We start from the raw sequence: 13,022 nt of genomic DNA on the forward strand, positions 1-13,022 counted from the left end.
AAGGTGGGGCGGGTTGCCGCCGATTCAATCCGCGGTTGTGCGATGGAGGCTCAATCTAGCCGCCGCGCCTCGCTGCGGCCGCGGCTTATGTCGCTGATCCGCAGGCATGCTTCGGCGACCCGGCTGTCCGGCAGGCGCAGTTGCAGTTCCACGCCGTCGGCGCCGAATACCTCGTGCTCGACCTCGGCTTGCAGGTCTTTCAGACGGGCCTTGAGCAGGGCCAGTTCGGCGAAGTCGCAGCGCAGGCCCAGCCGCGCCATCGCCACGATCGGCACGCGCTCGGCACGGCGCAGGCATTCCGCCGCGGTGCCGCCGTAGGCGCGCACCAGGCCGCCGGCGCCCAGCTTGATGCCGCCGAACCAGCGCGTCACCACCACCGCGATGCGGTCCATCGCCTGGCCCTCGATCGCCTGCAGGATCGGGCGGCCGGCGGTGCCGCCGGGTTCGCCGTCATCGTTGAAGCGGTAGTCCTGGCCGATGCGCCAGGCCCAGCAGTTGTGCGTGGCGGTGGGGTCACCCACCTCGCGCACGAAGGCCAGCGCTTGTTCGGTGGACTCGACCGGGGCGGCCAGCGCGAGGAAGCGGCTTTTCCTGATCTCTTCCTGATGGCGACACGGCTGGGCCAGGGTGGACAGCGTTTCGCTCATGGCTTGCGCAGTTTCGCCTGCAGCTCCGGCGGCAGCTTCCATTGCGGATGTGCGTGCTGGAACGCGGCCAGTCGTTGCTGTGCCTCGTCGTCGTGGCCTTGCGCGAACAGTTGCCGGATCTTGTCCAGTTCCTGCGTCGGCGTATCGCTGGCGTTCGTCGTGGTGTCGGCGTCGACTCTTGCCGCGACCGGCGCCGGTGCGGCAGCCATCGTGGCCTGCATGGACGGCGCGCCGGCTGCAGCTTCAGCCACCACGGGTCTGGCCGCGTTGGCGGTGACCTCGTTGCTGGCTTGCCTGATCACGCCGGCCGGGGCACGGGGTGGCGTGCCTGCCAACTGCTCATTGCGAGAGACCGCTGCGGCCTGCTTGTCGGCCACGGCCTGGCGTGACTTGGCCGCCATGGACGCGGGAGGTGCTGCCGCGATGATCCGTGGCGGTGGTTGCTTCGGCGGTGCAAGCACCGGGGCGAGTGGCATGGGCGCGTGCGCTGCCTCGGCCTGCGCCGGCGCGACACTATCGCTCGCTACCGGCGCGGATTCGGTCTGGGGCAAGTCGTGCATACGCCAGGCGAGCCCGGCGGCGAGCACGAGGGCGGCCGCACTGCTCAAGCCGATCAGCCAGCGTGACCGGGGTTTTCCAGCCGACCCGGCGGACGGTGCGAGGACCGGCTTCGGATGCACCCAGTCGCCGGGTTCGCGCGGCGCCTTGCGGCGCTCGATCGCGGTCGTGTGCTGCGCCGCCCCATCCGTTTCCAGCGCCTGCGCGGCGGCGCGCAGCACGGCCGCGTCCAGCGCCGGGCCGGGCTCATTCTGCGGCAGCTGGCGATACAGCGCGGCCAGCTCGGCTTCGCCGGGCAGTGCCTCGTCCGGCTCGCGTGGATCCTGTGGTGGCAATGAGGTGGTCATTCGGACAGCACTTCGCGTAGACGGGTCATGGCATAGCGCAGGCGCGACTTCACCGTTTCGCGGCCGGCGCCGGTCACCGCGGCGATCTCCTCCAGGCTCAGTTCCTGTTCCAGCCGCAACAGCACCGCCGTGCGTTGTTCGTCCGGCAATTGCTCGATCGCGCGCTGCAGGCTGCGCCGGCGCTCGAACTCGGACAGGGCGTGATCCGGTTGATCCCGTTCCGGCGTGGCGACATTGGCCAGTGCGGTGTCGGCTTCGTCGCCGTCGGCCATCGGTCGCTGGCGGCGCACGCTGTCGATCATCAGGTTGTGCGCGATCTGCAGCAGCCAGGTGCTGAACTTCGCCTGTGGCTGCGGCTGGTAGCGCGTCCGCGCGCTGATCACCCGGCTCCAGGTTTCCTGGAACAGCTCGTCGGTGCGATGCGGGTCGCGCACGCTGCGCAGCAGGAACCGGTACAGCATGCCGCGATGGCGCACATACAGCGCCTCGAACGCAGCCAAGTCGCCGCGTGCGTAGGCAAGCATCAGCATCGCATCGGGATCGACCGCGGCATCCATGGGGTGCGAGGGTAAGGCAAATCGTCGGGTAGCGGGTAGGTTGTGGAAGCTGGCCGCGTCCGCCTGTCTTTGCCTTCCTCCCTCTCCTGCTTGCAGGGGAGGGTTGGGGAGGGGGGCTCTTGCACGTTCCGGCCCTGCGGCGCGGCCGTGGCTGGGGAAGGGGGCCGTGGCGTGGCCACCCATAACCACCGCCGGTGCCGCAAGGCCGGAAACCTCAACGCGCGGCGGTGTCGCTGGCGTCGTCATGGCCGTGCGTGGCCAGTCCGTCGGCCAGCTTCACCAGTTGCACGAAGCCGGCGCGGTAGCCGCTGGCGTCGTCGCCGCGTGCGCCGCTGGCGAGCTGCACGATCTGTGCGTAGCCGTAGCCGTCCAGGTACTTGCCGCCGCGCAGGGCATCGGCGAAGGCGGCCACGGCGGCGGCGTAGCGCAGGCGTTCGCTGGCCTGTGCTTCGACCTGGGCGGCGATCGGCCGTTCGATCAGCTGGCTGTCCGACTGTCCCGGCAGCTTGTAGCGCAGGCGCAGGAAGGCCAGTTCGTTGCCGCTTCTGGCCGATACGGATGAGTTGCCGTAGCGCAGCGGGTCGACGCGCGCGGCCGCCGAACCTTTCGGGGTGATCTCGTAGATCGCGGTGACGTTGGCGCCCGCGCCGATCTCGCCAGCGTCGACCTGGTCGTTGTTGAAATCCTCGCGCTTGAGCAGGCGCTTTTCGTAGCCGATCAGACGGTATTCCTGCACTTGCGCGGGGTTGAACTCGACCTGGATCTTCACGTCCTTCGCGATCGTCAACAGCGTGGCGGACATCTCGTCGACCAGCACGCGGCGGCCTTCCTGCAGGCTGTCGATGTAGTGGTGGCTGCCGTTGCCCACGTCGGCCAGCATCACCGCCATCGCGTCGTTGTAGTTGCCTTCGCCGAAGCCCAGCGTGGTCAGCGCCACGCCGCTCTTGCGGTGATCCTCGATCATGGTCTTCAACGCTTCCTGGCTGACCGTGCCCACGTTGAAGTCGCCGTCGGTGGCCAGGATCACCCGATTCACGCCGCCCTTGATGAAACCCTGCTCGGCCTGCGCGTAGGCCAGCTCGATGCCGGCGCCGCCGTTGGTGGAGCCGTCCGCGCCGAGGCTGTCGATCGCCGCGGCGATGGTGGCGTGCTTGTCGCCCGCGGTGGAGGGCAGGGTGACGCCGGCATAGCCGGCGTAGGTGACGATCGCCACGCGATCCTGCTTGCGCAGCTCGCGCACCAGCTGTTTCAGCGAGGCCTTGAGCAGCGGCAGCTTGTCCGGTTCGTTCATCGAACCGGAGGTGTCGATCAGGAACACCAGGTTCGACGCGGGAATCTCCGCGGCCGGCACGCGATAGCCCTGGATGCCGATCAATAGTAGTTGCCTCTGCGCGTTCCACGGCGCCGGGGCCAGTTCGGTGGTGACGCTGAACGGCTGTTCGCGATCGGCCGGCGGAGTGTAGCCGTAGTCGAAGTAGTTGATGAACTCCTCGGTGCGCACCGCATCGGCCGGCGGCAGCTGGCCCGCGCTCAGCATGCGTCGCACGTTGGTGTACGAACCGGTGTCGACGTCGATGCTGAAGGTGGACACCGGTTGCTCGCTCACCAGCTGCACCGGGTTGCTGTCGCGATGGGTGTAGTTCTCGGTGTTGATGTCGCCGGGCATCGACTGCATCGGCGGCATCGTCATCGGGCGTACCAGGTAGGCGTTGGCGAGCACGCCCTTGCTCGCCATCGTGCGCTGCATCGCGGGGGCGGGCTGCATCGGCGGCGCCGGCGGCGGCAGGCTCGTCGGCATCGGCGCGGCCGCCTCGTTCGTCACCTCGTCGGCTGGTGCCGCGGGTTTGACAAGCCGCGGGCTGGCCGGTGCCGCATCGTCCGTCACCGGCATGTTCGCGACGGGTTTCTTCGAGACGCCGCAGCCGGCCAGGATCACCAGCAGGGCCAGCAGCAGGGTACGCAACAGGGCTTTCACGTTCATGGGGCGGTTCTCCTCCGGTTGTGGAAGATGAAACGCAGGCATGCCACAAACGGGGTTAATCGTCGCGCGGTAACATGGCGCCCTCAGCGAGACCCACCGGAACGACATGATCAACAACGACGTACTGCGCGCCATCCGCTACATGCTCGATCTCAGCGACGGCAGGGTGGTCGACATCATCCATCTGGCGGATCCGTCGGCTCCGGTCGGGAAGGAAGACGTGCAGGCGTTCCTGAAGAAGGACGATGACCCCGGCTACGCCGAATGCAGCAACAAGGTACTGGCCGTCTTCCTCGATGGCCTGGTGTTTCACCGCCGCAGCAAGGACGAAAGCCGCCCGCCGCGCCCGCCGGAGAAGCGCGTTACCAACAACGTGGTGCTGAAGAAGCTGCGTGTGGCGTTCGAGCTGAAGGACGTCGACATGCACGAGATCCTCGAAAGCGCCGGCTTCCCGGTCTCCAAGCCGGAGCTCAGCGCGCTGTTCCGCCAACCCGACCACAAGAACTTCAAGCTGTGCGGCGACCAGCTGCTGCGGAATTTTCTGAAGGGATTGACGATGCGGGTGCGCAGCGGCGGCTGAGCCGTACGAGCGCCGGATACCTCTCGTTTGGCGCGATGCATGCTTTGGCAAACGGATTGATTGACGCTTGTGAAGGCTGGGCGTAGCGTCCGCCAGCACTGCATATCCATGCAGGGTCGGCAAGGAGGTGGGCTGTGAAACGTATCACGATGCTTCTGGTGTCAGTGTTGATGTTCGCAGTGATGGGGTCGGTGTTTGCGCAGGACGCGAAGCCGTACAAGGAAGGCCATGTCTTGCAAGTCAGCTTCATCAAGATCAAGCCCGGGCAGTTCAACAATTACATGAAATATCTGGACGGGCCTTACAAGGCCAACATGGAAGCGATGAAGAAGGCGGGCTTGATCATCGGCTACGCCGTTTACCGTTCGCAGCCGCGGGCACCACAGGATGCCGACCTGATCCTGACGATCGCCTTCCCGAACATGGCTGCGCTCGATCGGACCGACGAGGCCGATGCGATCTCGACCAAGGTGCTGGGCCCCGTGGACAGCCGGGACAAGGCCAGCGCGGACCGGGAGTCGATGCGCGAACTGCTGGGTAGCGAACTGACGCGGGAATTGATCCTGAAATAGTGGCTGCTTCGGGATGCGCGAGAGTGTGTTTGCCCCCCCAAACTGCATTGATGTTGGCGTTACCTTTGGTGCATCGACGGTGATGCTTTTTTTGATTTTTTTGAGTGGTGAGGGATTGTCGGTTTTTACGGGGACAGCAATGTTGAACCGTGTTGAAAAGGCCCTTGCCTGACAAGGGCTTTTTTGTGCGAACACCTTTCGCTTGCATGCCTGTCGATGAGAACTTCTCTGCGCTCCCCAACCAGGCGACGAGTGTCAGTGCGGCGTTTCGCCCCGCGGGTTCATCGTCGCCTTGCGCTCCCGCCGACCCAGATCGCCGCTGGTCCGCGAATGGCCGTTCGGACCAAGTGCACCACCACTGAAGCGCCGACTGAATGAGAGGGCTGGTCGCGCCGCACACTGCTGTCAGGCGCTGTCAGCAATGACGGCAACGAGACGGCCCGCATGGTGGGTTTCGCCGGGGTCTGCGAGCATCATGGGCAGGGTCTTCCGCCATGGCTGCGCTCATGTCGCCACGCTCCACCGTTGCTCCGCTCGTGTTCGCGATCGGCATGCTGTTGATCAGCATGGTCTCGTACCAGTGCGGCGCGTCGCTGGCCAAGCACTTGTTCCCGCAGGTCGGCGCGCAGGGTGCCACGGCCTATCGGCTGGGGCTTAGCGCACTGATCCTGCTGCTGTGGCGGCGGCCGTGGCGCCGGTCGGTCGGCGAACGCGACTGGCGCGCGCTGTGGGGATATGGCCTCTCCATGGGGGCGATGAACCTGGTGTTCTACATGTCGCTGCGCACGATTCCGCTGGGCATCGCGGTGGCGCTGGAATTCACCGGGCCGCTGGCGCTGGCGCTGTTCGGTTCGCGCCGGTGGCTCGACTTCGTCTGGATCGCGCTGGTGGTGGCCGGGCTGGCCCTGTTGCTGCCGCTGCGCGGGCAGATGCACGCACTCGATCCGGTGGGCGTGATGTATGCGCTGGCTGCCGGCGTGGGCTGGGCGTTGTACATCGTGTTGGGAAAGAAGGCGGGAGCGGCTCACGGCGCGGACGCGGTGACGCTGGGCACGTCGATCGGCGCGTTGCTGGCGATTCCGTTCGGTATCGCGCATGCCGGCAGTGCACTGCTGTCGCCAGCGTTGTTGCCGTATGCGCTGGGCGTGGCGGTGCTCAGCTCGGCGCTGCCGTATTCGCTGGAGATGGTCGCGCTGACCCGGTTGCCGGCGCGCACGTTCAGCACCTTGCTGAGCCTGGAGCCGGCCATCGCGGCGGTGGCCGGCGTGGCGTTGCTGGGCGAACGGCTCAGCCTGCTGCAGTGGCTGGCCATCGTGACGATCATCGTGGCGGCGGCGGGCACGGCGTTGAGCGTGCGCCGGCCGATGCTGGCCGAGCCGCTGGCGAACTGAACTTCCATACTGAGTGCACCACCACGTAGTACATCAGCTGGCGGTAGCCAAAACTCAGCTCCATCCCTTCTTACCTTATCCATCGCGAAGGTGATGTGTGGCGGCGCCGGAACTGGACGATAGCTGCGGTGGCGCTATGCGCCTTGCACGGCAGCGAGGATGCGACCCGCAAACTCCGAAAACATGTTCCGGATGCTCGTCGCAGGTGAAAGTGCCCGGTGATTGTCCTTGCCAGTGGGAGTCAGCTCCAGCGCTGCTGCACTGTAGAGCTGGCGCTCGACGAGCCGCTCGCAGAGAATCTGATACCTGCGCGCGTATGAAGCGTCGTGAAACTCCTCGAATACGGCAAAGTGCGGTTCATCGCAGCGTACGGATCGCATGGAGGCATCGCATTCTTCGAGCAGCATCAGCCACGCCAGAAATGGAGGGCGCGGATCCGACTGGATCACCGGGTTCAACAGTGCTGGCGAGTATTCCCGCACTTCGTTCCGGCTTCTGGGCACGCCGCCATAGGCGCCATGGTGATGTGCCACCCAAAGATCGGCAGCCGAGCCGATGACTTCTTCGCTGCGGTTGTTGAAGTTGTTTCCGAACGAGCCGACTTGCGACTTGAACTCGAAAACGCCAAGCAGCCTCTTTTCGTGGACGACCAGTACATCCCAGCTCTTGGTTGCGCGAAAGAAGCCGGGAAGAACTATCTTGGACTTGCGTACATGCACGGTATCGGCAACTAGGCCGCAGTGCGTCACGACCGCACGCACGACTTCGATGAAGCCATCCATGTTCTTGCCGCCAACGACCGCTGCGCGACCGCCTTCGTGCGTCGCATTGACGGTACCGCTGTTGCGCGAATGCCAGAAGGTATGAACCGCCTGGCGGGTGAGTTCGTCGAACGACGGCGGAAGCAGACTGATGGTCACTGGAGCAACCCCTTTCCAACGCGTGCAGAGTCAGCGATTTGACGTGTTCGCAGTGCTTCGGCGGTGCTCAATCCATACAATTCGAATACCGGCGTGTCGACTTCATCCTGGGTCTTCGTTGTGGCTGCAGCAATCAAGCGTTCGCGCATGTGCTCGTCGACGTTGCGCCAGTGGGGAAGGCGGATCCTGCGCAGATACTGCGCCTGGAACCGCAGAAAGCCTCCGGCCATGCGCGTGCAATAAGTTGCAACGACCATCAGCGTCAGCGATGAGCGAAGTACAGTCTGGAGTGCCCGCAGATCCCATTCGCCTGAGGTGATGAAGTAGAGATTGTGGTGCGGGTAGTAGCGCCCCTCATCCATGATGAAGACACCTTCGCCCTTGATGTCAGGCACCAGCAGTTTGGGAGTTTCCAGCAGACCCGGCTGGATGCGATCGATCGTGCGATACCATCCGTCGGGATTGCGTTGTGCGACATGACGCCCTGCCACGCTGTCGCGATGCGCATTGAGGTAACGCTTGAAGCGTGGGAATGATTCGAGCGGAATCAGCTGCCCCGATTCATCGAACGGATTCAACACCGCCTTGCCACCCCACCGGATATGGCCGTCCACGAGGTCACGCGCCATGACAAGTGGAAGCTTGCGCTCCGGTTCGACCGGCAGGGCATCCATGGCATCGATGAAAACGCGGTCGCAGCCGGTTGCCACGCCAATGCCGACCTTGCAACCGGCTTGTTCAAGCGTGGGCAATTCGCGCTCCATGCGACGCAGCAGCACGAGCCGGGGAATGTCATCGAGCAGCAGCGGAGCGGAGCCCACACTATCCAGCTTGAACTCTGCGACGCCGTCGAAACAGGGAGATCCAAGCAGGGCCTCGACCATCACGGGCAGCGATTGGGCAGCGCCGGCCTCAGTGGCACGGGTGGTCTGTCGAGTTGCGGGTTCCGCCGTTGCGCGCTGAAAAATGGTGATGGCGGGATAGGCGATGACTTCCGAATGGAAGGCATCGGTAGCCTCCATATCGATGAAATATTTCAGCCAGTAGCCATTTGTGACCTTTTCCCGAAGTGGGCCACCATAACGATTCTTGAGCCAGCGGTTGGCGCAGATATAGCCGAGTACCCCGTCGTCACTGAGCAAGTCCAGGGCGCGCTCGAAAAACGGTATGTACAAATCGGCCCGGTCGTAGAGTGTGCGGAAACGGCGCCGGTATTCGTTCAGTAGCGCAGCGGGAATCCGCTCCTGGCGGACATAGGGCGGATTGCCGACGACAAAGTCGAACGATCCGTCCAGTGGCGTCAGCAGAAAATCGTCGCGAATCAACCACGACGCGCACAAGGCATCTGCATCGTGCGGGCAAAGACCTTGCCGTGTGAGCTGATCAACGAGCCGCTGGCTAGTCAGGTCGAATGTCGTCTGATGCAGTTCCACCGCAGTAATGGCATTGCGCAGACTTTCCACGGCTGTCGCGGGTGAACCACCGCCGCGCTCGAAGGCTGACCACAGGCGCTGTGCGGCACGGAGCAGAAAGTCACCCGCGCCAAACGAAGGTTCCAGCAAGCGCAATCGATGCAGTGGGCGGTCCGCTCGATAGCCGGCAAGGTCAAGAATCGCATCGACCACTTCCGGGCGTGTGAAAATGGCGCCTCGGTCTGTCTCGCCATGTCCGGCCATGTACGAAATGGCCGCCTCAATTTCAGGCGCCCTTTCGGAGTGGTCGAACAGATCGAACGAAAGATTCATGGACGCCATGGTGACGGGGTGGTCAAGAGCTGTCCAGCGTGGGACGGATGCCAACACCTTGGCGGAATGCTGTCTCAGGCCATGAGCGGCGGAAGCGTCAATGCATGATTTCATCCGCCGTATTGACCGTCGCCTTGCGCTCCTGCTTGCCCCAGCCTACCGACGGGCCGCGGATGGCCGTCCAGACCGAACGCACCACCACGTAGTACATCAGCTGGCGGTAGCCGAAGCGTTGCAGCACCAGCCACCACAGCAGGCTCCACTTTTCCTTCTTCTCCATCGCGAAGGCGAGTGCCGAGGCGCCGAGGTCGACTGCCATGAAGGCGGCGTAGAACGCCAGCATCCTGAGCAGGTTGGTGTCGTCGAACTGGCCGCGGTGCTGCAGGTAGTCGAGGCTGGTGGCGACGATCTGCCAGACCAGCACCAGGTCGACCAGCGGCGACACCACCGAGAACAGGATCTGGAACAGCCACACCTGCGGCAGCGCCACCATGCCGAGCGCGCCGTGGCGCGGGTTGAAAGTGGCGTCGCGGTGCTTCCACAGGCATTGCAGGGTGCCGTAGGCCCAGCGGAAGCGCTGGCGGGCGAGGCCGCGGGCGGTGTCCGGCGCTTCGGTCCAGGCGATCGCCTCGGCGTCGAACAGGGTGTGGTAGCCGGCCTTCTGCACGGCGATGGTGAGGTCCTGGTCTTCCGCCAGCGTGTCGGACGGGAAGCCGCCGAGCCGTTCCAGCGCTTCGCGCCGCCAGGCGCCGACGGCACCGGGCACCACGGTGATTGCGCCCAGCGCGGCCAGCGCGCGGCGCTCGAGATTTTGCGCGGTGATGTATTCCAGCGCCTGCCACAAGGTGATCAGGTTGATGCGGTTGCCGACTTTCGCGTTGCCGGCTACGGCGCCGACCTTCGGGTCGGCGAACCAGCGCACCAGCCGCGGGATGGTGTCCCGTTCGAACTGGGTGTCGGCATCCAGCGCCACCACCACCGCGCCGTTCGATTCGCGCAGCGCGGTATTGACCGCGTGCGCCTTGCCGCCGTTGGGGATGGTGATCAGCCGCACGCGCGGCTCGTGCGCGTAGTGCTGGCGCACCACCGCCGAGGTGGCATCGATCGAGCCGTCGTCGACGACGATGACTTCGAGGTTCGCGTAGCGGCTTTTGAGGATGTGGCGGATCGAACTGGCGATCACCTTCTCCTCGTTGTAGGCGGGGATCAGTACCGAGACCAGCGGCGGATCATCCGGCAGGACCGGCATCGCGCGCCGACGTTCCTGCACCCGGTTGAACAGGGCGAGGCCGCCGAGCAGCAGCAGCCGGGCCACGCCCAGCGTGATGGCCGCGGCCAGCAGCCAGCGGATGAAGTGGCCGAACCAGCCCAGCGCGAGGAAGACCGAGCGGTCGGCCCATTGCGACAGCGAACCGGGCGCCAGTGGCGGCATCGCCTGTTCGCGGCTGAGGCCGGCCAGCGTCGAGACGGTGACGAAGTCGTAGCCCTGCGCGCGCAGGCCGTCGATGATGCGCGGCAGCGCGGCCACCGTCTGCGAGCGTTCGCCGCCCGCATCGTGCAGCAGCACCACCTGGCCGGTACGCTCCGGGTTGCTGGCGGCGACCTGGGTCAGCACGTTGTCGACGATCTGGTCCACGCCGGGCCGTTGCCAGTCTTCGGCGTCGATGTGCAGGCCGACCGAGATGTAGCCCATCTTCTGCGCGATCCCGATCGGCACCAGCTCGTCGGCGGTGGTCGGTTCGGCGTCGCCGAAGTAGGGTGCGCGGAACAGCCGCATCGAGCGCCCGGTGAGCGCCTCGAACAGGCGCTGGGTGGCGTTGAGCTCCAGTGACACGATGCCGGGCGGACTGTCGCCGAGATTCGGGTGGGTGAAGGTGTGGTTGCCGACGTCGTGGCCTTCGGCGACTTCCCGCTGCACCAGCTTGGGCGACATCTCGGCGTTCGCGCCGACGATGAAGAATGTGGCCGGCACGTGCTTGGCCTTGAGAATGTCGAGGATCTGCGGCGTCCACTCCGGATCGGGGCCGTCGTCGAAGGTCAGCGCGATCTTGTGCGGCAGGGTGCCGGCGCGCTGGATCACGTAGGAGCTGGGCAGGGCGGTGTAGCTTTCGTCGTCGATGCTGCCATCGTCCTTGTCCAGCTCGACGGTGCGCGCGCCGGGCGACGGTTCGGCGGTGATTTCCAGCACTTCGCCCTGGCCCTCGATGTCGATGTCCTGGCCTTGGCCGATCGTGCGCAGCTGGTCCGGTGCTGCCGCACCGTAGTTGCGACCGAGCACCGACCAGATCGACGGGTCTTCCGAGCCCAATCGCCACAATGCGTAGCCGTAGGGTTTGTAGTCGTCGGCAGCGTGGATCTGGTTATAGGCGGTGGCGCCGTCGAGGAACCAGACCTGGTGCGTGCTGCCGTCGTCCTCGCTGTAGGAGAAGTGCGGGTTCTGCGTGTCCGGGTCGAATGCGATGTCGGTTTGCGCATCGCTGGCGCGATCCATCGCGTCCTGGAAGGTCAGCGTCTCGGCGTTCTGGCCGTGCGACCAGTCGTAGCCGTAGCTGCCGATCGCCACGATGACCTGGTCCGGGTCGAGCACCTTCATGCGCTTGTCGAGCGTGCTCTCGAACCAGTCCTGGCCGGCGATGCTGCCGGCGTCCTTGCCGGCCCAGTGCTGGTCGTAGGCCATCAGCAGTTCGAAGTCGACGATGTCGGCATAGCCGGCGTAGTCCCAGTCGGCGTCGTCGAACGGCACCGACAGCACGATGCCCCAGCCGTGCGGATCGAACGCATCGTTGAGTTCGGACAGAAACGCCTTGAGGTTCGGCTGCGCGCTCGCGGGGATTTCCTCGAAGTCGATCGTCACGCCCTGGAAGCGGTTGGCGGAAAGGAAGGCGACGATCTGCGCGATGCGTGCCTGCCGCATCGCGGGATCGGCCAGCAGGCGTGCCAGGCCGGCACCGTCCCAGGCGCCGTTCGCCGCGTTCTGCAGCAACGGCAGGATCGGGGTGGACGGCTTCTGCGTGCGGATCAGGTTCAGCGCCTTGGCGTCGATGCTGGTGTGCAGCGTCATGTCGGGACCGCTCACGCTCATCCAGGTCGGGATCACCCAGTCCAGCGTGGGCAGCGCGCGTTTCAGCGACGGGTAGCTGCTGTCGTCCCAGTTGACGTAGAAGCCGATCGCCAGCGGCCGGCCGGCCGGCTTGTCCAGCGAGGGCGGTGGCATGTGCGTGGAAGCGGCCTTGCTGGCATGCGTGCGCGGAGCGTGCAGCAGCTTCTGTCGCGCGCGTACTTCCGCGGCCAGCTTTGCCGCCGATTTCAGCAGTTCCGGCGCGGCCGCTTTCACCCCGGCCAGCGCGTGCCGGGTCCGGCCGTGTTCGCCGATGTGCAGGCCGGCCATGCTGGGCCACACGAACAGGCTGGCCGCGCACGCCACCACGAACAGCGTGCTGATTACCGCGGCGGCCAGCGCCAGCCGCGAGACACGACTGGCCCGCCGGCCGGTGGGGTCGAAGAAGATCGGTTTCTTTTGCATGCCAGGGTCGGGTCGGCGAACGCCACGGGGCGTGGATCTGCGTTGGTCCCGAAACCGCCTTGACGCGGTGCGGACCGGGGTGCGCAGTATCTCCGATATGGACCTTTCCACGCGACGGGCCGGCGGGGTCGGTCAGCTTGCGTTGGCTATCCGCTCGGGCAGGTGCGAGCTCGCTTGCCGCAAACGCGCCGGTCCGCGCGC

At 65.5% G+C, this 13,022-nt stretch carries 10 protein-coding genes; 3 read left to right on the plus strand and 7 right to left on the minus strand.

Annotation, left to right across the window (positions count from 1 at the left end; genetic code table 11):
• Positions 1-50: 50 nt before the first annotated feature.
• The 4 genes from ASG75_RS02815 to ASG75_RS02830 form a co-directional block, all read right to left on the minus strand.
• On the minus strand, positions 51-647 hold the full coding sequence (locus ASG75_RS02815; protein WP_056385509.1) for a YigZ family protein: 597 nt from the start codon (positions 645-647) through the stop codon (positions 51-53).
• Positions 644-1,552, minus strand: coding sequence for a hypothetical protein (locus tag ASG75_RS02820; protein WP_056385511.1), 909 nt, complete (start codon positions 1,550-1,552; stop codon positions 644-646). Before ASG75_RS02820 ends, ASG75_RS02815 begins: the two co-directional genes overlap by 4 nt.
• Positions 1,549-2,109 (minus strand): RNA polymerase sigma factor, encoded by a 561-nt coding sequence (locus tag ASG75_RS02825; protein WP_056385513.1) that lies wholly within the window; start codon positions 2,107-2,109, stop codon positions 1,549-1,551. The genes ASG75_RS02820 and ASG75_RS02825 overlap by 4 nt, the downstream gene beginning before the upstream one ends.
• A 214-nt stretch (positions 2,110-2,323) precedes the next feature.
• Positions 2,324-4,090, minus strand: a complete 1,767-nt coding sequence (locus ASG75_RS02830; RefSeq protein WP_056385515.1) for a VWA domain-containing protein — start codon at positions 4,088-4,090, stop codon at positions 2,324-2,326.
• A 106-nt stretch (positions 4,091-4,196) separates the two neighbouring features.
• On the opposite strand from ASG75_RS02830, the gene ASG75_RS02835 reads away from it, so the two are divergent.
• From ASG75_RS02835 to ASG75_RS02845, 3 genes are all read left to right on the plus strand, one after another.
• Positions 4,197-4,670, plus strand: coding sequence for a DUF1456 family protein (locus ASG75_RS02835; RefSeq protein WP_056385518.1), 474 nt, complete (start codon positions 4,197-4,199; stop codon positions 4,668-4,670).
• A 134-nt stretch (positions 4,671-4,804) separates the two neighbouring features.
• Complete coding sequence (locus ASG75_RS02840; RefSeq protein ID WP_056385520.1) at positions 4,805-5,242, plus strand: hypothetical protein; 438 nt, start codon at positions 4,805-4,807, stop codon at positions 5,240-5,242.
• Between the two features lie 506 nt (positions 5,243-5,748).
• Complete coding sequence (locus tag ASG75_RS02845) at positions 5,749-6,633, plus strand: EamA family transporter (protein WP_056386969.1); 885 nt, start codon at positions 5,749-5,751, stop codon at positions 6,631-6,633.
• 134 nt (positions 6,634-6,767) lie between these two features.
• Here ASG75_RS02845 and ASG75_RS02850 read toward each other — a convergent pair whose 3' ends face one another.
• The 3 genes from ASG75_RS02850 to ASG75_RS02860 all read right to left on the minus strand — a co-directional run bounded on the left by ASG75_RS02850 (position 6,768) and on the right by ASG75_RS02860 (position 12,821).
• On the minus strand, positions 6,768-7,553 hold the full coding sequence (locus tag ASG75_RS02850) for a PaeR7I family type II restriction endonuclease (RefSeq protein WP_056385521.1): 786 nt from the start codon (positions 7,551-7,553) through the stop codon (positions 6,768-6,770).
• A complete protein-coding gene (locus ASG75_RS02855; protein WP_056386970.1) occupies positions 7,550-9,298 on the minus strand; it encodes an Eco57I restriction-modification methylase domain-containing protein in 1,749 nt (582 codons plus the stop codon). Before ASG75_RS02855 ends, ASG75_RS02850 begins: the two co-directional genes overlap by 4 nt.
• Positions 9,299-9,395: 97 nt before the next feature.
• Positions 9,396-12,821, minus strand: coding sequence for a glycosyltransferase (locus tag ASG75_RS02860; RefSeq protein WP_056385524.1), 3,426 nt, complete (start codon positions 12,819-12,821; stop codon positions 9,396-9,398).
• Positions 12,822-13,022 lie beyond the last annotated feature (201 nt).

The organism is Rhodanobacter sp. Soil772, from assembly GCF_001428385.1.
In the GTDB taxonomy this organism is placed as follows: Bacteria; Pseudomonadota; Gammaproteobacteria; order Xanthomonadales; family Rhodanobacteraceae; genus Rhodanobacter.